Consider the following 19,444-nt stretch of genomic DNA (forward strand, 5'->3'; position numbering starts at 1 on the left):
TGCCGCGGGAAGCTGGTTGATCGAGACGCGCGGTCGCCGCCTGAGCGAGCGAAGACGGCAAACCGGAAACGACAGTCGGCCTCGCGCCCATCAAAATGGGTTGCTCAAGCGAGGCAACTTTGGCGGTGGTGCCGGTGTGCGCTTGTCACGGCGTTTCGAAAGTACGTAGGATCACGTTCTTGACCGTGGGACGTAATGCGAGTTCTTCAACTAGATCGCCTAACAGCGCACGTTCGCCTTGGCCTAGTTGCCGATCCGAATGCAGCAAATCAACCAATTCGGCTGCGTCGCCGAATACGGCTTTGCGGACGGCGTTGCCGAAGCTCACGTCATAGAGCTTGGTGTTTTCCCGCCCTGCAAAAATGCAGCCCAATCGCTCATCATGGCGCGGCGCTTCTCAATCATGGTTTCGCGGCGATATGCGGCCTCAACATCGCTGCTGATGGCGTGGGCGAGCGCAAATTCCCGCATGTCTCGGGGATAGTCGGACAACTCCCCTGCCCAATCAGAAAACGTTGACCGCAGCCCATGGGGCACGGCTGGACGCTTCGAGTTCTTGTCGAGCCAGCCCGTGCGGCCCGCCTCGATCTCGCTTTCATGCATCCGCCTCATGGTGGCGCTCAACGTCATGTCGGACAGCATGCCGCCACGGATCGCCGGAAACACATATTCTATGTCGGCAGTCGCGGCCTCTTTCATCGCAGTTAGGATTGTCATTGCCGCATCGGATAGCGCCACAACGTGTGGGCGCTTCATTTTCATTCGCGACGCCGGCACTGTCCACAATTTGGCGTTCCAATCGATTTCCGGCCATTCCATGCCGCGCACTTCGCCAGATCGTGCAGCGGTCAATGTCGCGAATTCCAACGCCCGTGCACCGGTGCCTTCGCGTTTGCGCAATGCTGCGAACCAGGTAGGCGCGTCTTTCAGCTGAACGGCGGGCTGATTATCGATTGTCGCAACCTTGCTTGGCTTGGACAGCATGGCGTTGAGATTGCCCTTCCACTCTGCCGGATTGTCGCCCTCGCGGTGTCCGTGTGCCTTTGCCCAATCAAGCACGCGTTCGCAACGTTGCCGCAAACGCGTGGCCGTCTCCGTCTTGGTCGTCCAGATCGGCTTAAGGATTTCAACCATGTGATGTTTGGTGACTTCGGAAACGGCAAGATTGCCGATGACGGGCATTGCATACGTGTCCAGCGTGGATTGCCATTGCTTCCGATGCTTTTCGCTTCTGAATTCCGCCAGAGTGTCGGCAAGGAATTTGTCAACGGCATCGCGGAATGTGAGGTGGCGCTTTGCGGCCTCAATCGCGGCTTTGCGGCGGTCGCGCTTCTGTTGTAGCGGATCGACGCCATTGCGGATTTCACCCTTGATTGCCCTCGCCCGCTCGCGAGCTTCGCCCAACGAAACGTCGTGTCCGCCAAGACCCATTTCGCACCGCCGGCCATTGATGTTTGTTGTGCGCAATAGCCATGATCGCCCGCCGCCCGGCGTGATTTGGAGCATGAGCCCGGCAACACCGCCAACGGCAAACAGAGCGTTGCCCGGTTTGATCGATCCGGGGTGTTTCAAGTTCTTGACGGCCAGTGCTGAAAGTTCCTTCGCGATCCTCGGCATTTCTCCATCCCATCATCTTACCCGCCAAAAACAATGACATTGGATGATGCGGATTGCAACGGCGCGAGACAGCCATTTTAGATTAAAGCACTGATATTGCCTATAATTTTCATTGATTGAGACGACATGAGACAGCAATATGGCTGTCGCTCTCTCCGCCAGCAATTTTCCTAATACTATGATGTTTTCAAGCTGTTAGCGAAGAGGGAAGGCACCTCAAAGCCGTCCGCAATTGGCTGTTAGGCAGGTGGCCGGAAAGACGTTTCGTGCGGCCCGCCCACAAGCCCTCATGCTATCGCCGATCGTTATCGCCCTGGCAGCTGACCGATCAGGTTGCAATCGGTCGTGCTGTCTGAACGCGCCGTATAGGTGGCGTAGATCACCAGATCCGTGTTCATGGCGATTTCACGCACCAGCTTTCGACGGACTGCGGTGGCGAACATGGCGGGCTCTGTGACACCGATCGCAAACGCGTCTGGTCCGCCAATGACGCAGCGCTCGAAATAGGATTGCAGGTTGGAACGGCCATACCTCGCGAACCCGTCGGCCCCGCCAATCCGGGGCAGTGCGATAGGCAGCCCGTTGATCGTCACGCCTCCCGCGAGAAGAACCTGCCGGATGGGGTCAAGGAGTGCTCCCGCATTATTGGGTCCGTCGCCGGATATATCAACGACCCTGCGCGGGCTGCGCAAGCCACTATTCGCGAACAGATCATTCGCGGCAGACAATGCGCCGGAAATCGACGTTCCGCGGCCTTCAGTCAACGACAAAGCCGCGAGCCTGTCTGCCAAAGTGAGAGCGTCTTCGCGACTTTGGACGATTGTCCACGGCACGATGACGGTTTGCTGATTTGGCCCTGCCCACTCCAGATAGAGCACTGCAATTCTTCCACGCTCTCCCGACTTGACTGCCCCCGCGATATCCGCGTGGCGGAAAGCATCGACGTAGCCGTCGCGCTGCACTCTTTGCTCAACTTTGCTCATCGACGGCGAAACGTCCACTGCAAGGATCAATTGCAGATCGACGTCGACCAGGCCGTCCTGGAAACGGTCGGTTGAGTGAGCCTGGGGCGCCATTGCCAAGAACAGGCTCATCAGGCACACGCCTGTGAGCCGGAGCACCGGCCTTGCGCCCACACTTCGAGAAATCTGCACTTCGTCGTCCATGGTGAGCCTCTCGCTGACGCTGCGATTGTCGGTCCGAGGCATCTCGGGGTCACGAACGGCTTCCGATCATTTGCCGAAATCGGCGCTCCCCGCCCGATGTGAATGATGATGGCAAGCGAAACCGTGCTAGGATCGAAACATTGGACTGCGGCTTCGTGCTTGAGGGAAACGGCTTGAGTAGCTCGCCGCCCACGATGTTCGTGCTCAACGGCGTTACCGTCGACGTGAGCAGCGAGACCTTGCGCGACAAATCCAACAGCACAATCGCACTTCGTCACCAAACCTTCGCGGTGCTTCGTCATCTTCTGGAGAACGCTGATCGCGTCGTCACCAAGGACGAGCTGATGAGGGCGGTCTGGAACGGGATCGCGGTCACCGACGACAGCCTTGTGCAATGCATTCACGAGATCCGTGCGGCGCTCAATGACGGTCGGCAGGCTGTTGTGGAGACGGTGCCTCGGCGCGGTTACAGGCTGGTCCGTCCTTCAAGCGCCGGGCCAAGAATGGCCACTATCCTGGCAGCCGAACTGGCTGCTGACGGTCGGCCGCTAGGTGAGGCTGAGCGGGGCGCTGCTGTACCTATCGGGCCGTACAGGAAGATCGTCGATCGGCTGCTGGTGCAACATGCCGGTCGCGTGTTCTCGAGCGCCGAAGAGAGCGTGGTCGCCGAATTCGCAGGCCCTGTCGAGGCCTTGCGGTGTGCGAGCGACATCCAGCATGAGGTCGACAGACGGAATTGCCAAGTTCCCAAGACAAAGCGCCTGCGCTTCCGCATCGGGCTTCACCTCGGTTATGTCGTCGACGAGGGCGACCACCTCGGGGGCGAGGCGGTCGAGGTCGCAGCCCATCTTCAATCATTGTCACGACCGGGCGGGATTTGCATCACGGAAGCGGTTCATGCCCAGGCTCGAGACCGGCTCCCGCTGGAATTCATCGAGCTTGGCGAGCAGAAGCTGAAGGACGTCGCACGTGCCCTGCGCATCTACCGCGTACCTCTTGCTTCAGAGGAACCGGTCAGGTCGCCATTTCGCGGTCTCGATGCCTTCGAATTCGAAGATGCCGATCTCTTCTTCGGCAGAGCGCGGGCGATTGCTGCCTGCACCTCAAGACTGGAGCAGCAGGCAGCAAGCGGCACTGCGTTCCTGCTAATCTACGGCATGAGCGGTTGCGGCAAGTCTTCCCTCCTGCGCGCTGGCCTGCTGCCGTCATTGATCCGGCCCGGAACCGTGGCGGGCATATCGTTGTGGCGCCGCTGCCTGATCCGCCTCTCCGAAGGACCGGATGCATTTGCTGTGCTGGCTGCGGCGCTGCTTAGCGAAGCTGCTGTGCCGGAACTGGCCTGCGAAGTAACAGCCGCGGAGCTTGCTCGGCTTTGCAGGAGCGCGCCGGATCGGGCGCTGGCGATGGTTCGACAGGCACTTGGCAAAGCCGCTGGGTCGGCCCGCTCGCAGATCAGATTGGTTGTCGCCATCGATCAGTTGGAGGAGCTGTTCACGACGGAGAAGCAGCCGGCGACGCGCGAGGCTCTCGTGCGGCTCATGACGCTGCTCGCCGCGAGCGGACTGGCCTGGGTGATCGCGGCGATCCGTTCGGATTTTTTTCACCGCTGCGGCGAGGTCCCGGGGTTCTCGGCGCTCAAGGATGGCCTCTCCAGCTACGAACTCCTGCCGCCGACTGGCCCGGAGATCGGTCAGATCATCCGTGAGCCGGCGGGCGTTGCCGGACTCCGCTTTGAGGAGAATGCCGAGTTGGGGCGACTCGATGACGTGCTGCAGGAGGCAGCAGCTGCCGATCCCGGATCATTGCCGCTTCTGGAGTTTGTGCTCGACGCGTTGTACCAGGCCGGCCGCGAGCCCCGCGTTCTCACCTTTGCGGATTATCGCGCGCTCGGCGGGCTCGAAGGCGCAATCGCGCGGCGCGCCGATGAAGTTGTGGATTTACTGGCGCCTGAGATCCAGGAGGCCTTACCGACGGTACTGGGCGCCCTCACAACTGCAAGTCTGAGCGATGACACCGTGACGGCACGTCCGGCCCTGCTCACCGAAGTTGCAGGCACTCCCGCGCGATCGACGCTGGTCAGGGCCCTGATCGACGCACGGCTCCTCGTCAGCGACGAGGACGCCGCAGGGCGTGTCTTCGTGCGCGTTGCACATGAAGCACTGTTGAGGCGCTGGCCGCGCGCAAGTGACATTGTGAATGCAAACCGGAATTTTCTCGAGACGCGCGAACGCCTCAGGGCTGATGCCCACCGATGGCACCTGGAAAGCAGGAATCGAGAGCTTCTCCTTCCGTCCGGCAAACGTCTGGCGGAGGGCGAGGAACTAATGTTGTCGAGACGGGAGGAGATCGACGATTATGTCCTTGAGTACATCGAGGAGTCCTTGCGTGCCCATCGGCAGAAAGAGGAGGAGGACCGGCACGCAGCGCTAGCGCTGATCGAGGCCGCCGAAGAGGCAAAACACGAGCGCCTGGAGCGCGAGGCCGAGCGCCGGAGCCTGGCGGCGGCCGCAGCAAACCGGCTTTCCCGACGTACCCGCAACGCAGCGATTGTGGCGATAATGCTCGCTCTCATCGCGGGCGCAGGCGCGCTGGTCGCCTTCAGGGCGCAGGAGGAAGCGAGGTCGCAACGCGACCAGGCGATGCGAAATCAGTTCCTTTCGCTCTCCTTCCTTTCGGAGCAGTCCACCGGGGCAGGCAGCACCGAGGCTGCGATCCTGTTGGCGCTTGAAGCACTGCCCTCAAAAGACCAATCCGAGCGGCCATATCTGTTCGAGGCGGAGGCAGCCCTCTACAAGGCTCTCCTGGCGCACCACCAGATCAAAATCTTCCGGCATGGCGCCGGCGTGACGGATGCGGCATTCAATCCGAGCGGCGATCGCATCGTCACCGCATCCTACGACAAGACTGCAGCCGTCTGGGACATCTCCAGCGGTGCCGAAACTGCAGTTCTAAAGGGTCATGAAGAGGCCTTGGAGAGGGCTGAATTCGGCCCGGACGGGAGCCGTATCCTGACGGCGGCGAGGGACGGCACTGCACGGCTCTGGGACGCCGTCTCGGGAGAACAGCTCTTCATCCTGCGGCCGGTAGGCAGCTATCCAACGGCAATCTTCAGCCCGGATGGAACCCGGATGCTGACGGCAGGGGAGAACAGCGATGCAACGCTCTGGGATGCTCGGACTGGAAAGAAAGTCCTAGGTGTAAAAAGCGACGCATATACGCGTGCTGTTTTCAGTTCAGACGGCCGCAGCTTCGCGACGGCAGGCAAGCATTTTGTTTCGATCTGGAATAGCGCAGACGGCGCGCTGACGCGGTCAATCCGAGTGACCTCCTGGCCCTACAGCCTGGCGTTCAGCCCGGACGGAAGCCGGATGCTGGCCGGCCCCTGGGGTTGGCATTCACACCGCGACACTTCCAGCCTTTTCGATTTGTCGAAAGGAACGGAGATCGCAAAGCTGGCCGGCAGCAAGAGCGACACGCAATTGAACGGCGTGATTTTCAGTCACGGGGGTCAGCGAATCGCCACGGTGTCGCTCGATGGCACTGCCCGGATTTGGGATGGAGCGTTGGGAACGCTGGATGATGTGCTCGGCCAGGAGGTGTCGGGACTGAAGGCAGACATCGACACGGATGAACGCGATGTGGAGATGAACGGTGCTTTCACCCCGGACGACCGCTTCCTGGCGACCGCCTCGGTCAATGGGCCGATCCGCATCTGGGACGCTGAACGCGCCTCGTTGGTGACGACGATCGCCGGTCATGAATCCTTGGTCGAGCATATGGAATTCAGCCCGGTCGACAGCAACATTCTTCTCACTGCTTCACACGATGGCACCGCTCGGCTGTGGGATGTCGACGGCGCGCTGACGACTTCGCTCTCACATGAATATCGGCCGACTTTCGCGGTCTTCAGTCCCGACAATGTCCACCTTCTGACCGGCGGCGGCGACAGCGCGGCGCACCTGTGGGATATCGTGAGCGGGCGCGAGACAATCCGGCTCGATACACATGAGATTGTTCAAAGCGCGACGTTCAGCCTAGATGGAAGGCGTGTCGCGACGGCATCTCTTGGGGGGCAGGTCCGTGTTTGGGATGTGGCCACGGGACACGAGACCGCCCAGTTCCGATCACATCGCGGCCTGATCCAGATCCAGTTTGATCGCGATGGCAAATCGCTTCTCTGCGCATCGATGAACGGCACCGCGCAGCTGTGGGACGCGGGGACCGGCACCGAGCTAGCCGGCATCAACACGAGCAGCAACCTACCGCAGGCCATTCTTAGCCCTGACGGAAATCTGATCCTCTCGGCCAGGGAAGACAATGCGGGCCACCTTCTGACGACGGGCGGAGCCGAGCTCAGGGTTCTTGTGGGGCATCAGGATCGCATCACGGCAGCGGCCTTCAGCCCGGACGGTCAACTCGTCGCCACGGGCTCACTCGACCACACGGCTCGCATTTGGTCGACCACGGACGGAGCAAACGTCAGAACGCTAGTGGGACACACCGGCGCGGTAACGGTCGTCGCCTTCAGCCCCGACGGTCAGTTGCTGTTGACCGGCTCGCGCGATGGAACCATCCGGATCTGGAGCGTCGCTGGCGGACTGGAAAGGGCCGTTCTAAGGGGCCACAGCGGCGCGGTGGACAGCGTTCAGTTCAGTCCCAACGGTTTGTATGTCGTGACCGCGTCCTCGAAGGATCGCACGGTCCGGCTCTGGGCGACGCAATCGGGACGCCAGATTGCCGTCCTTGGCAGCCACGACGAAGCAACCATTCTACTGGGCTTTACACGCGCAGCTTTCAGTTCCGACGGCACCCGCGTTGCAATTGTTTCCGGCGAAAAAGATGTCCGCATCCTTCGCGTCTTCCAAACGTCCCGGGACCTCATTGAGTTCGCCCGGCGCACCGTCCCTCGCGAACTCACCGCTTGCGAGCGGCGAAGCTTCTTCCTTCCTGAAGACCCTGCAATTGGCACTTGTCCGGGCTGAGGTCGACAACGGGGTCAGAGCCCTTGTGATCAATCTGCGATGCCAGGCCGATACCGCAGCATGTTTTCGATCTTCTTCGTCCGCTGTGTGGGGTGCGTAGCAGCCGTTCCGATTCTGGGTTGGGCATTCTGATCGAATTTATAAGAAACTGGGATGGAGACGTGTCTGTACCTCAGACAGGTAGGCTTGCCGCTCGCCATCCAAGGCAACCGTGAAGCAAACAGCGCAACGAGCCGGCGCGAAAGCCAAATTTTTCAATTATTTAGATGCGAACTCGAAAGACGCTCTCTCCGCCAGCACTCTAATGGTCGGGATGGCGGCAAGCCGCATCGTGGGCGGCTCAGATTGCGCCGCTCTGAGGTGTGGATCGGCCTATGGTTCGTCCTTGTCGATCCCGATGCTCTCGCCTTCGCCATGCACCTGGTTCCGGTCCCAATCGTTGGTCTTGTCAGGCGTTTTCGCGGCAGCTTTTTGGTTTTCCCGTTCCTTGTCCTTGCGGGGCTTAGGACCGGGCAGATCGCGCGATGATTTGGGTTCCATTGAGGTGTGTCCCTGTCGGTCGAACAGAACCCAACGTGGGCTGAGCTCGAATGTTCCGGCGCTTTGCCGGCGATATGCATTGCAAGGACATCCCGGCGTCCTGCGGAAGGAACCGGGCAGCCCACAGATACGTTCTGGCGCTCATGGATGAGCTTGTTGAACGTTTCGGGCAGCAAACCTGGCTGCCATTTTCCGTAATTTCAGCCAGGCTTTTGCTGGCTGCGGTTCTTGGCTCACTCGTCGGCATGGAGCGCGAATGGCGTAACCGGCCGGCCGGGCTGAGGACGCATATCCTGATCTGTCTGGCAGCCGCCTTGATCGCCATCCTGGCCATCGAAATCACCCATCTCCCCGTCTTCGATGGGCAGGAGATAGCCATTGACCCCATCCGCCTGATCGAAGCCACAACTGCCGGCGTCGCATTCCTGGCTGCAGGGCTAATATTCTTCTCCAAAGGGGAGGTTCAGGGGCTGACGACCGGCGCGGGAATGTGGCTGGCCGGTGCCATTGGATTGGCAGTGGGTCTCGGGTTCTGGCAGATCGCAATTCTTGGCACAGTCTTGGCGCTGATCGTGCTAGGGCTTTTGCAGCTGGTGCAGGTTGCCCCAAAGGACGAGCAATAGTCGGAGCATTTGGAGGCAGGGCGTCCAGTCCCTGCGCTTGTCGGCGTTACAGTGTTTTGCTGAATTGCAGATTCCGATCGTCTCGGCCGGCGCACTCATGGCAGATCATGACCTGTCACCAGATCAAGTGCAGACACCCATGGTCCGGCCCGACAAGGCAGGAATCCTCCTAGCCATTTTCGGCTCTGCGCAGCAGCCGCGACAAGTGCTGCCGATGCATCGCCTGCATGTCTTCAAGCAGCTGGAGGAAGCGCAGGGCGTCATCGGTCGGCAATCCCTGATCGCTGAGGTCGGCAACCAACTCGTGCTGACGGCGAAGGTGCCGCTCGCCTTCGTGAACATGCCGCCTGGCCATTTCGATATCATCGTCGATTGCCATTTACCGGAACGTCGCTGTTGTCGTGACGTTCCTCGGGTGGGCTGTCCAAGATTGGAACTGATTGCGCGGCCATGACTTGTTATGGGAGCGGTCGTTCCCGTTGGGACGTAGCCGTCTCGGCAGCACAAAGCCCGTCGCTTACGCTCATTAGCTGCGACGGGCTTTTCAAGTCTTAGAAAATGTTAATGTCGGTCGCCGCAAGCGCGGCGCATAATGGAACTCTGCCCCGCTGCGCGGGGTAAGGGCCCGGCCTGTATGTCAAGCCCCCAACCCCGCCCGGCAGGCCGGGCTACCTTGATCCACAAAAGCGAACTTTTGCACCGTCCGGTCCGCACGTTGCGAGAACGGCGGCCTGCGGGATGTGAAGGCAGCCGAACGTCGTCAGCGTCTGGCGAGACAACGGATCGGCGCGCAACGCGAATGCACGGCGGAACCAACAGGCAAGGGCGCGGTTGGGGCAGATGGCCGCCTACGACGAAACAACTAATCCCGCGCTAACCGGTGCACGCGGTCGAGGCCGGATTTTGCGCCCTCGTTTCTGTCCGTTCGGAAGGAAACGAGGCCATCCTCACGAGCGACATCTGTGTCGGCCTCATTCTTATGAGAACCGGGAAGCAGTCGCGCACGCCCTTGGTCTTAGTCACCAACAGACAAGTTCGTTTGCCGGGCACGAGCCGCTTGCAATAGCTCTGCATCACCTCCCGGGAGTTCTTTGGTGATCGAAGACGATAGCGTCTGTCAGTGGGAACGAATTGACTGCTTGGTTATCGGTGGCGGTCCGGCCGGCTTGGCAGCAGCGACGTATCTGGGGCGCTTTCGCCGCCGGGTCGTCGTTGTCGATTGCGGTCAAAGCCGCGCGAAGCTCATTCCGATTACCCGCAACTGTCCCGGCTTCCCCGACGGCATAGCCGGCGCCGAACTGCTGAATCGGCTGCGGCAGCAGGCTTTGCAGAGCGGAGCCGATCTTAGGCACGATATAATCCACGAGATTGGCCGCGACGGAACGGATTTTATTGCGATCGGTTCGACAGCCATTCGTTCCCGCGCGGCGCTCCTGGCTACTGGCATTGTCGATAAGCTTCCAGAGACGCCTTCGGCAGACGATATGATCAGAGCCGGCACCTTGCGCCTCTGTCCGATCTGTGACGGCTATGAGGTGATCGATAAGCGCGTCGCAGTCCTGGGCCCGGCGGAAGAGGCGGTGAAGAAGGCATTGTTCATGCGGACCTACACTCGCGACGTCACCGTACTGACGACCGATGCTTCGAGTGAAATTGATGCAGATGCCGGCCGACTGATCCACGAAGCTGGAATCCAGCTCGAGCCCTGCATCCCTCATTCGCTACGACCCTCGGGAGAGCAGGCCACCATTCAACTCTCCAACGGAACAGCATCCTCATTCGATACCGTCTATCCCGCCATGGGATGCACGATAAGGTCGCAACTTGGCCTAGATCTCGGGGCGACATGCGACGAGCTTGGAAATCTTGTCGTGGATGCGCATCAGCGCACGGTCGTGCCAGGCCTGTATGCCGCTGGCGATGTGGTCAACGAAATCAATCAGATTGCTGTCGCATTCGGCCACGCCTCGATCGCAGCCACCGACATGCATAACTATCTTCACGATACCAAGTGCTAGTTTTCACCGGTGAGTTGTGATGCATCTTGTTCAGATCCTGCTCCCCTGCTCGGACAACAACGGCCAGCCTTTCGCTCAAGAAGATTTCGACCGCGTGAAGAAAGAACTGGCGAGTCGCTTCGAAGGCGTTACTGCTTACCTTCAGGCGCCTGCCGACGGTTTGTGGAAAAAGGGTGCCGAGTCCAACGCCGACAAGATTGTGATCTTCGAAGTCATGGCCAACGAGGTCGATCTCATCGACTGGCGTGAACGCCGGATCGCACTCGAGCGGTGGTTTCGACAGGAGAAGGTGGTTATCCGCTACATGCCGATCGCGCTGGTGTAGTCGTTCTTGTCCATGCACGGGAAATCAGAGCCGGCGCCTCTCCTCCCGGCGTAGCTCAGATGAGTTCGCTCGGCCCGTCGGCATCAGCCGGTCCCGAACCATTCGATGGCCGGGCGGGTGATCATCAGCCATAAGATAGCGGCGACCGCGCCGAAGGCCGGAAAGCCGAAGACGAACCAGAGCCGGAAAAGCCGGTGATAGCGCGGCGGAAGCAACTGGCCGGCTTTCGCCGCCGCCAGGGCAAGATCGCGCATCTCCATCTGCATCCAGACCACGGGAAGCCAAAAAACACCGGTCACGACGTAGAGAAGGATCGACAGCGCGATCCAGCCGTCCCAGAGCGAATAGCCGACGAGCCAGGCAAGCGCGACGCCGGTGATCGGTTGCGCCACAACTGCCGTTGCCGTGAACAGGAAATCGGCAATCACGACAATGCGCGCGACCGCGGCCACGGTAGCCGGGTTGCCGGTCCGGTGTGCAAGCAGCATGAAGAAGGCGATGCCAGCGCCCGTCCCCAGCAGAACCGCCGCGCCCACGATATGGAGGTATTTGAGACCGAAGTAGAGCATCAGCGCTCCTCCAGGATCGCCAATGCGACGAAGTGCAGAAGAACGATCGGCAGGATCTTCATCAGCGGGCCGAGCGGCTCGTTCCACAGATCGGGCCGCAGGAGCGTGCCGGCCAATGCATAAAAAACGCATACGCCGATCGCTCCCCAGAGCCCAACGCGCGCGGTTTTGCGAAGCGCGATGAGAACGCCGATGACCAGGTCGGCCAGCGCGCCGGCGATGACCAGCGGCGCCGCCAGCGCGCTCACAGCGGTACCGATCAGGAGTTGGACACCGCTCTGCCATCCGGTTGTCAGGGATATGATTCCGGTCATGATCCAGAAGAACGGCAGCACCGTGAAGATCGCGGGTTTGATGAAGTAAAGGCCGGCAAACCATCTGTCCTGCACCGTGGCTGGGTTTGCGGCGAGTGCTGTCGGGAGACCTCGCGGCTCGATCCCGGTTGTCGCCTTCCAGGGTCCGGGATCACCCGTTGCTCCCCGGCTGATCTCAAGGGCGGCGTTGGTGCGCATGGGAGGGCGCCATCCCAGCACACTGACGGCGTCATCCAGCCGATAAAGTAGACGCGCCGCCCATCTCGGGAGAGCCAGGACGCGAGCCTCGTCCCATCCAAGCCACCTGCGGTAATGCGCGACTACCTCCTCCATGGCGAAGGCGCTCGGACCAGCAAGGTCGAGAGCGATCCGTGACGGGCTGTCAGGGCTGAGGAAAAACGCCACCGTTTCGACCACGTCCTCAAGTTGAACCACCTGCAGACGGCCGGAGCCGGGCATGGAGGGCAGCAGAGGAAGCGCGGCAAGGCCGCGAAACAGGGCGCTCGCTCCAAAAACGGGGCGGCCCAGAACGACGGAGGGTCTCAGCACGACCCAATCCAAGTCGAGCGTCATCAAGGCCTCCTCGCCGGCATATTTGCTGGCGGAGAAGGCCGAGGGTTGCTCACGATCGACGCCGATAGCGGAAAAGTGGATGACCCGGCGCACTCCGGCTTGCTGGCAGGCACGAAACAGCGCCGCTGCGCCCAATGCATGAACCCCTGTCGTATTTTCGCTGGCGCTGTCCTGCAGAACACCGGCACAATTCACCACCACGTCAACGCCTTGAAGAGCACTGCCCCAGTTCTCGGGGGCGAGCGCCTTCGCCATATCGATGGCGACCGTTCCCGCCTCCCCGGCCCGGCTTGATCGGCGTCGTGAGGCCCGCACGACCTCGTGCCCTGACGCGACCAAACGCGCGCACACCGCTGTGCCGATGAGACCGTTCGATCCCGTTACGAGAACCTTCATTGCCGATGTCCCGCCGGACAAGACAGCGCGGCGGGCCGAAGGGTCGGATCGTTCCGCAGAACGCGCCGCCCGGTCACCGGCTTCTCCTCTCGGCTTGCTGGTCGAACGCCTCGATGGCGGCGCGTTCCATTTCTCTCAGTGATCTCGAAAGCGTCAGGCCCCAAACGACATGAGCTGCAATCATCAGCATGTTTCTCCTGATGGGGTGACGGTGCGCCGGGGTCAAAATGCGGGCGGCGGGAATCCAACCGAGATAGCTCAGCGCCCAGATGCATAAACCATAGGCGATCCCGCTCCCTCGAGTGGTGGGCAGCAGGGCAAACAAAGCACCGGTGAGACCGCCAAACCCGAAATGCGCAAGCAGTGTTCTTGAACGTGCTTCGCGCTCGTCAACAGCTGGAAAAGTGCGGTCGACGATCTCGCGAGGCGGAAGCGGATAGCGCTCGTCGTCGGGCAGGACTGCGTGCAGGCGCCTCATCGTTGCTGTCATCGCCATGGTCGCCGCGACGCCTGCCACAGCCCCAAGCAACGCCTTATCGAGCGGCCGCATTGCTCACCATCTCTTCTCCATTGGGATCGAAAGACGACCTTTGCGTCCAGCCTGACGTCGACGCTTCAGGCCAGAAGCAAGAATCAACGCCGTCGTCCTCGACCCTCACTTCGCTTTAAAACCTCCATCAACCCGGCAATCCGGTCAGGGAGCCACCTCTCGGTCCGAAACAGCGGAAGTGCACGCAGATGGCGCCTCATTATCTCACTGGAAAACTGGCGCCTCAGTAGCTGCGCAACCTGCTCATTATTATGTCTTCTATGTCCAACCATTTTCGTGACCGCAATCGGCTCGGTCACCAAACCGGAAAGACTTGCAGTTTGTTCCTGGACAGCTGAGCTCTTCTGTCAGGTCCATTATGCTAAGTGCTCGTCGTCCTGTTCTGAGGTTGGCCATGCGTGTTTTTGCCGAATTGCACCCGACGACGGGCGCCGATATTGGAGCACGACCGGGGCGGGTCGCACCAAGAATGGTGACATGGGCGGCGCCGCCAACATCCAGAAGGCGCCGGCGCGGGCAGCAGCCGCCACTCGCAGATTCCAGGTAATCCTATTGGCCGCGAAGCAAGCTCTCGAAAGCTTCCTCGAACAGCCTGGCCATCTCGGCATAGCCGTCGTCGGACGGATGCAGGCCGTCGCCGCAATCGAAGGCGGCGAGAAGCCTCGACGGGCTGGCGGGATCGGCCAGCGCGCGCTCGAAATCGACGACGGCATCGGCTTCGCCCGATGTCCTGATCCAGGCGTTCACCGCCTCGCGGTCGCGCTCCTTGGTAGGAGAGTAGAAGGTTCTGAGCGGCTGGCCTCCGAAGGCGCCACCGAAGGGCGGCAGCGTGCCAAGCAGCACCTTGATGCCGTTGAGGCGGGCGCGTGCGATCAATTGCCGGTAAGCCGCGATCAGGCTTTCGACGGCGACGGCCTCCTGACGGCCGGCAAGCATGGTTTCCGGCCAGCCGATGTCGTTGATGCCTTCCAGCACCGAGACCCACCGGACGTTGGGAAAACCCAGAACGTCGCGGTCGAAGCGGGCGAGCGCGTTGGCGCCGCGGGCGCGGCTGGCAAGCACGCGGTTGCCGCCGATCCCCTGGTTTAGGACGCCGATGCCTGACAGCCGGCCGCTTTTCGCAAACCGCTCCGCCAGCCGGTCCGGCCAGCGCGCATTGCCGTCGACGGTCGAGCCGAAGCCGTCGGTGATGGAATCGCCGAGACAAACCAGAGAGCCGCTACCCGGCCCGCTCTCGACCAGCACGGCGCTGAGGAAATAGCGGCTGGTCGAGGTCTGCTGGACCGGCAGTTCGGCTGCGTCGGCGAAGTCGCCGATTTCGGAAATGTAGGCGGTCTGCTGCGCCTCGTAGTGATAGGTCTCGATCGGCGCGAAATCGGGGAAATAGAGGCTGATCGCGATCTGCCCGAGATCGGCAACCGATAGGTCCACAACATCGCCGAGAAGCGGCGCGCCGGGCGCCAGATCGGTCTGCCGTTCGCCGCCGAACGTCACCTGCCGGATGCCGCCGGCGTCGACCGCGCCGTCTTTCGCGGCAAGCGCGACGGTCGCGGCGCCGATCCGAATCGGCGAGGCGCCATATTCGTTGGACAGCCTCAATCGCAACCTCTCACCGCCGGTGCTGACGCGCACCACCTGGCGTACCGTCTGCCGGTGGAAGCCATAGAGCACGGCGTCTCCCGGCCAGACGTTCATCGGGCTTGCGCTCCAGGTTCCGATCCAGTGCTCCATTCTCTCCATCCCTTCGGTTTCGACGCGCGGCCCTCACACAGATAGCCGCGGCTTGCGGCGCGAGCTACCGGTTGCGCTTTCCGCGACACATAGATTTTTGACTCCGAATGCAACGCGCCGGAGGTCGAGCATGTTGTAGCGCAGTCGTAATCGCGGCCTCGGCTTTCACTAGCGGAATCAAAAAAGTACTAACACCCGCCCCGGAACGTGGTGGCTGGCCGGATAGCGCGCGCCTAGCCTGATCAGATCGTCCGGGGGAGGAAACGTTCCGGGGGATGTTTGGGGCTGAGTGCCCCGCCGGGCGGCTTGGTGGAAAGCTCTACCGGCAAAGATTCCAACCATTTCAGGGAGCGAGACATGGGTTGCGAGACCAAGAGCTTAACATTGAACCGCCGCGCGCTTTTGCAGGGCGCGGCAGCCACTGCCGGCGGCCTGTTGCTGGCGGGCGGCGAGCGCGCCGCGGCGCAAGGCACGGCCTCCAAGGTTGTGGCCTGGGAGACCGGCTATCTCGGCTTCTTCTTCTTCGTCGTGCTGCAGGAGGCGCTGAAGCGCAAGGTCGAGGGCCTCGGCCTGGAATTCGTCGGCAAGGACGCCAATGGCGATGCCAACGCGCAGGTCAACGACTGGAACAGCCTGCTCTTGCAGAAGCCGCGCTACCTCATTTCCGACGCGCTGGATTCGGAGCTGCTCATCCCACTGAGCAAGAAGGCGAAGTCGCTCGGCGTGCCGCTCGGCATGGTCGACACCGTGCTTACCGGCGGAGAGGTAGCCGCTTCGGTGACCTTCGACAACAAGCAGTCGGGCGTCATGGCGGCAGAGAAGACCGCGGAGCTGCTCACCAAGAAGCACGGCTCGCCGAAGGGCAGCGTGCTCAACAATTACGGCTCGCTGACCGCCGTGGCGCTGCGCGACCGCAAAGACGGTTTCGAGGACACGCTTAAGAGCAAATATCCCGACATCGAGATCATCTCGCGGCCGCAGAACAACCAGCATGAGCAGGCGCTCGCCGTGGTCTCGGCGACGCTGCGCGAGCGGCCGGACCTCGACGCCATCCACATGCCGACCGACATCTTCGTCGTTGATGCCCGCAAGGCACTCGAAACGCAGAAACGGCTGTTTCCGGTCGGCCATGAGAAGCACATCATCCTGACCAGCATCGATGCCTCGCCGAATGCGCTGGAATGGGTGAAGGCGGGTGAGATCGACGCCGACATCGCACAGGACCCGATCGCCTATGTCGAGATCGTCGTCGACCTGTTGGAAGAGTACACGCTGAAGGGCAAGCCGGTTCCGACCGGACCTTACGAAAACAAGAAGTATTTTTGGGAGAAGGGCACGATCGCCGACAGCCCGTCCGGCCCGCTGCTCACCATCCCGCCCTACTTCCTCACCAAGGAAAATGCCGACGACCCGCGCCACTGGGCCAATGTCGTGACCCAGGTGTGGAAGATGCAGCAGAACGCCGGCTGAGATCGCAGCCGACGAGGCGGGTGAGAACGCGCCCATCGCGTTCTCACCTCATTTCGAGATTGGCGGTTATCCCAATGGTCATCCCCGACGGCACGATCATGCCCGATAGTCTTGCGCAGGACGGCGCCAACGCTGTTCTTACCGTCGACAACATCTTCAAGCGCTTCGGCCCGCTTGCGGTGTTGGACGGCGTCTCGCTGAGCGTGTCGCGCGGCGCGATCCATGGCCTGCTCGGCAAGAACGGCGCCGGCAAATCGACGCTATCCAACATCATCGCCGGGCTGTTGCGCCTCGACACCGGCTCGATCCTGCTCAACGGCGAAGACGTGTCGGCCCTGCCGTTGACGGCGCGCAAGAAGCGCGGACTCCACCTTCTGTCGCAGCATTCGGAGATCTTCGAAGACCTTTCGATCGGCGAGAACCTTCTGCTGCCGGATCTGCCGAGACGCTACGGCCTGACCGACTGGCCCGCGCTCCGCCGCCTGGCGGCGCGCCAGCTCGAAAGCCATGGCATGCCGGTCGACCCGAGGCGGCGCGCCGGCGACCTCGGCGCCAGCGACAGGCGCAGGCTCGCCATCATCAAGGCGGTCGCGGCCGAAGCCTCGCTGATCATCCTCGACGAGCCGACCGCAGGCCTTGCGGCGGCCGAGCGGCTGCATCTGCTGGAATGGGTCGAGAGCCTCACCCAACGCGGCACGTCTTTCATCTACATTTCGCACCACAACGACGAGGTGCGCCAGCTCTGTTCGGAATACACGGTGCTGCGCGACGGCAAGGTGACCGCCAGCGGCAAAGCGGCGGAGCTTTCGGCCGAGGCCATGGCGCGCGTCATCACCGGCGCCGACGTCGCCGAATTCCACCGCGCCCGCAAGGATCATGGCGCGGCCATCGAGCTCAGCGGGCTATCCTTTTCCGGCGGCGGCCCGGTCGATCTTGCGATCGGCCACGGCGAGATCGTCGGCCTCGTCGGCCTGCTCGGCGAAGGGCCGCAGGAATTGATGCGGGCGCTGGGCGGCCTGCTGCCCATCGAGGCCGGTGCCGTCCTGATCGATGGCCGGGAAGCGCGTCTCGGCTCGCCGGGGCAGAGCCTCGGCTCGGGCATTGCCTACCTCACCCATGACCGCATCGGCGAAGGCCTGGTCGGCTCGATGTCGGTGACCGAGAACCTCAACCTCGGCAATTGGCCGCTATCGCTCGGCTGGCTGGTGAGCGGCGCCGGCATGAACCGCCGCATGCGCGAGGCGCGCGGCGCCATGGAGATCGTCATGGGCAGCGGCGCCCAGGAGATCGGCGAGTTGTCTGGCGGCAACCAGCAGAAGGTGCTGCTTGGCCGGCTGCTGGAACGCAAGCCGAGATTGCTTCTGCTCGACGAACCGACCGTCGGCGTCGATGTCGCCGCCAAGGAGCAGATCCACCGCCTGATCGACGATGCGACGAAGAAGGGCGTTAGCGTGCTTCTGCTCGCGCAGGACCCGGAAGAGATGCAGCGCCTCGTCGACCGCGTGGTGATCTTCTCCAAGGGTCGGATCGCGCGGATGCTGCGCGGCGCCGAGATCACCATCGATGCGATCGCCGAAGCGAGAGCGGCGCGATGACAGGGGCAGTATCGGACATGACCAGCAAGAAATTCCTTCTCGACAATGTGGTCTGGATCCTGATCATCGTGTTCAGCATCCTCGCCGGCTTCCTCAATCCCTTCTTCCTTTCGGAAGGCAATCTGCAGAACGTGCTGGTGCAGGCGACCACGCTGGGCGTGCTGGTGCTTGCGGTCTCCTTCACGCTTCTGATCGGCGAGATCGATCTCTCGGTGGTCGGCAATCTGGTCTTCTCGAGCATGATCGGCGCCTATGCCATGCAGCAGTTCGGCGTCCACTGGACGCTGGCCGTGCTCATCACCATCGTTGCCGGGGTGCTCGTCGGTCTGCTCAACGGCTACTTCGTCGCCTATTTGCGCATGAATTCGCTGATCGCGACGCTGGCCATGGGGCTTTTTCTGCAAGGCGCGGTGCTCGGCGCCACCCAGGCCCGCACCATGGTGGTGACCGATGAAGGCTACAGCTACATAGGCAGCGCCACCATCGGCAGCTGGCCGGTAATGCCGATCGCCCTCTTCGTCGCCTATCTCCTGGCGCATGTCGTGCTTGCTTATTCGGCCTGGGGTCGCAACCTCTATGCCACCGGCGGCAACCGCCGGGCGGCGAATGCCGCAGGCATCAACGTCAAGCGCGCGAGGCTTGGCGCCTTCAGCGCTTCCGGCTTCCTCGCTGGAGTGGCCGGCTTCCTCTACACCTCCTATCTCGGCGGCGTCAGCGTGACCGTCGGCAGCACGACGCTGCTCTATGCCGTGGCAGCACCCGTCATCGGCGGCGTCTCGCTGTTCGGCGGGCGCGGCCGCGTCATCGGCATGCTCGGCGGCACGCTGCTCATCACCGTCATCCAGACCGGCCTGCAGCTCATCAACGTCTCGGCCTATTACATTCAGATGATCGGCGGCGCGATGATCCTGCTTGCGATCGCCGTCGATGCCTTCCGCATAAGGAGCGAGGAACGCGGCGTCGTTTGAGGCGCCG

16 protein-coding genes are annotated in these 19,444 nt (G+C 61.9%); 8 read left to right on the plus strand and 8 right to left on the minus strand.

What is annotated here, in order from left to right:
* Positions 1-145: 145 nt before the first annotated feature.
* From CK224_RS24065 to CK224_RS24075, 3 genes are all read right to left on the minus strand, one after another.
* Complete coding sequence (locus tag CK224_RS24065) at positions 146-328, minus strand: hypothetical protein (RefSeq protein ID WP_095783484.1); 183 nt, start codon at positions 326-328, stop codon at positions 146-148.
* Positions 325-1,617, minus strand: a complete 1,293-nt coding sequence (locus tag CK224_RS24070) for a tyrosine-type recombinase/integrase (RefSeq protein ID WP_095783485.1) — start codon at positions 1,615-1,617, stop codon at positions 325-327. Before CK224_RS24070 ends, CK224_RS24065 begins: the two co-directional genes overlap by 4 nt.
* A gap of 305 nt (positions 1,618-1,922) precedes the next feature.
* Entirely contained in the window at positions 1,923-2,783 is an 861-nt protein-coding gene (locus tag CK224_RS24075) for a DUF1194 domain-containing protein (protein ID WP_176478009.1), read from the minus strand.
* 140 nt (positions 2,784-2,923) lie between these two features.
* Here CK224_RS24075 and CK224_RS24080 point away from each other — a divergent pair, with 140 nt between their 5' ends.
* Positions 2,924-7,765 (plus strand): winged helix-turn-helix domain-containing protein, encoded by a 4,842-nt coding sequence (locus CK224_RS24080; protein WP_141245866.1) that lies wholly within the window; start codon positions 2,924-2,926, stop codon positions 7,763-7,765.
* 372 nt (positions 7,766-8,137) lie between these two features.
* On the opposite strand, the gene CK224_RS31505 is transcribed toward CK224_RS24080, so the two are convergent.
* The gene (locus CK224_RS31505; protein ID WP_164746634.1) at positions 8,138-8,305 is read right to left on the minus strand and encodes a hypothetical protein; all 168 of its coding nucleotides are present in this window, start codon (positions 8,303-8,305) and stop codon (positions 8,138-8,140) included.
* A 50-nt stretch (positions 8,306-8,355) separates the two neighbouring features.
* Between CK224_RS31505 and CK224_RS24085 the strand changes: the two genes are divergently transcribed.
* From CK224_RS24085 to CK224_RS24100, 4 genes are all read left to right on the plus strand, one after another.
* Positions 8,356-8,928, plus strand: a complete 573-nt coding sequence (locus tag CK224_RS24085) for an MgtC/SapB family protein (protein WP_348628409.1) — start codon at positions 8,356-8,358, stop codon at positions 8,926-8,928.
* Between the two features lie 97 nt (positions 8,929-9,025).
* A complete protein-coding gene (locus tag CK224_RS30915) occupies positions 9,026-9,382 on the plus strand; it encodes a hypothetical protein (protein WP_141245867.1) in 357 nt (118 codons plus the stop codon).
* A 640-nt stretch (positions 9,383-10,022) separates the two neighbouring features.
* Positions 10,023-10,946, plus strand: a complete 924-nt coding sequence (locus CK224_RS24095; protein WP_245426173.1) for an NAD(P)/FAD-dependent oxidoreductase — start codon at positions 10,023-10,025, stop codon at positions 10,944-10,946.
* Positions 10,947-10,965: 19 nt separating this feature from the next.
* Positions 10,966-11,271 (plus strand): hypothetical protein, encoded by a 306-nt coding sequence (locus CK224_RS24100; RefSeq protein WP_095783488.1) that lies wholly within the window; start codon positions 10,966-10,968, stop codon positions 11,269-11,271.
* A gap of 83 nt (positions 11,272-11,354) precedes the next feature.
* Here the strand turns inward: CK224_RS24100 and CK224_RS24105 are convergent, their stop codons facing one another.
* From CK224_RS24105 to CK224_RS24120, 4 genes are all read right to left on the minus strand, one after another.
* On the minus strand, positions 11,355-11,840 hold the full coding sequence (locus CK224_RS24105) for a DUF2269 family protein (RefSeq protein ID WP_095783489.1): 486 nt from the start codon (positions 11,838-11,840) through the stop codon (positions 11,355-11,357).
* Positions 11,840-13,123 carry an SDR family oxidoreductase gene (locus CK224_RS24110; RefSeq protein ID WP_095783490.1) on the minus strand — a complete coding sequence of 428 codons (1,284 nt, stop codon included), beginning with the start codon at positions 13,121-13,123 and terminating at the stop codon, positions 11,840-11,842. The genes CK224_RS24105 and CK224_RS24110 overlap by 1 nt, the downstream gene beginning before the upstream one ends.
* 73 nt (positions 13,124-13,196) lie before the next feature.
* Positions 13,197-13,673 (minus strand): hypothetical protein, encoded by a 477-nt coding sequence (locus CK224_RS24115; protein ID WP_067318776.1) that lies wholly within the window; start codon positions 13,671-13,673, stop codon positions 13,197-13,199.
* Between the two features lie 549 nt (positions 13,674-14,222).
* Complete coding sequence (locus CK224_RS24120) at positions 14,223-15,404, minus strand: SGNH/GDSL hydrolase family protein (protein WP_176478010.1); 1,182 nt, start codon at positions 15,402-15,404, stop codon at positions 14,223-14,225.
* A 357-nt stretch (positions 15,405-15,761) separates the two neighbouring features.
* Between CK224_RS24120 and CK224_RS24125 the strand changes: the two genes are divergently transcribed.
* The 3 genes from CK224_RS24125 (at position 15,762) to CK224_RS24135 (ending at position 19,437) form a co-directional block, all read left to right on the plus strand.
* On the plus strand, positions 15,762-16,874 hold the full coding sequence (locus tag CK224_RS24125) for a sugar ABC transporter substrate-binding protein (protein ID WP_095783492.1): 1,113 nt from the start codon (positions 15,762-15,764) through the stop codon (positions 16,872-16,874).
* A 74-nt stretch (positions 16,875-16,948) separates the two neighbouring features.
* Positions 16,949-18,469 (plus strand): sugar ABC transporter ATP-binding protein, encoded by a 1,521-nt coding sequence (locus tag CK224_RS24130; protein ID WP_095783493.1) that lies wholly within the window; start codon positions 16,949-16,951, stop codon positions 18,467-18,469.
* A gap of 17 nt (positions 18,470-18,486) precedes the next feature.
* The gene (locus CK224_RS24135; RefSeq protein ID WP_164746842.1) at positions 18,487-19,437 is read left to right on the plus strand and encodes an ABC transporter permease; all 951 of its coding nucleotides are present in this window, start codon (positions 18,487-18,489) and stop codon (positions 19,435-19,437) included.
* Positions 19,438-19,444 lie beyond the last annotated feature (7 nt).

This window comes from Mesorhizobium sp. WSM3862 (assembly GCF_002294985.1).
GTDB lineage: Bacteria > Pseudomonadota > Alphaproteobacteria > Rhizobiales > Rhizobiaceae > Mesorhizobium.

Bases quoted from the DNA above. Each gene is read 5' to 3' on its own strand.
- CK224_RS24125 (WP_095783492.1), top strand. From the start codon at position 15,762: ATGGGTTGCGAGACCAAGAGCTTAACATTGAACCGCCGCGCGCTTTTG.
- CK224_RS24110 (WP_095783490.1), bottom strand. From the start codon at position 13,123: ATGAAGGTTCTCGTAACGGGATCGAACGGTCTCATCGGCACAGCGGTG.
- CK224_RS24120 (WP_176478010.1), bottom strand. From the start codon at position 15,404: ATGGAGCACTGGATCGGAACCTGGAGCGCAAGCCCGATGAACGTCTGG.
- CK224_RS31505 (WP_164746634.1), bottom strand. From the start codon at position 8,305: ATGGAACCCAAATCATCGCGCGATCTGCCCGGTCCTAAGCCCCGCAAG.
- CK224_RS24100 (WP_095783488.1), top strand. From the start codon at position 10,966: ATGCATCTTGTTCAGATCCTGCTCCCCTGCTCGGACAACAACGGCCAG.
- CK224_RS30915 (WP_141245867.1), top strand. From the start codon at position 9,026: ATGGCAGATCATGACCTGTCACCAGATCAAGTGCAGACACCCATGGTC.
- CK224_RS24085 (WP_348628409.1), top strand. From the start codon at position 8,356: ATGTTCCGGCGCTTTGCCGGCGATATGCATTGCAAGGACATCCCGGCG.
- CK224_RS24075 (WP_176478009.1), bottom strand. From the start codon at position 2,783: ATGGACGACGAAGTGCAGATTTCTCGAAGTGTGGGCGCAAGGCCGGTG.
- CK224_RS24105 (WP_095783489.1), bottom strand. From the start codon at position 11,840: ATGCTCTACTTCGGTCTCAAATACCTCCATATCGTGGGCGCGGCGGTT.
- CK224_RS24070 (WP_095783485.1), bottom strand. From the start codon at position 1,617: ATGCCGAGGATCGCGAAGGAACTTTCAGCACTGGCCGTCAAGAACTTG.
- CK224_RS24135 (WP_164746842.1), top strand. From the start codon at position 18,487: ATGACCAGCAAGAAATTCCTTCTCGACAATGTGGTCTGGATCCTGATC.
- CK224_RS24130 (WP_095783493.1), top strand. From the start codon at position 16,949: ATGGTCATCCCCGACGGCACGATCATGCCCGATAGTCTTGCGCAGGAC.
- CK224_RS24115 (WP_067318776.1), bottom strand. From the start codon at position 13,673: ATGCGGCCGCTCGATAAGGCGTTGCTTGGGGCTGTGGCAGGCGTCGCG.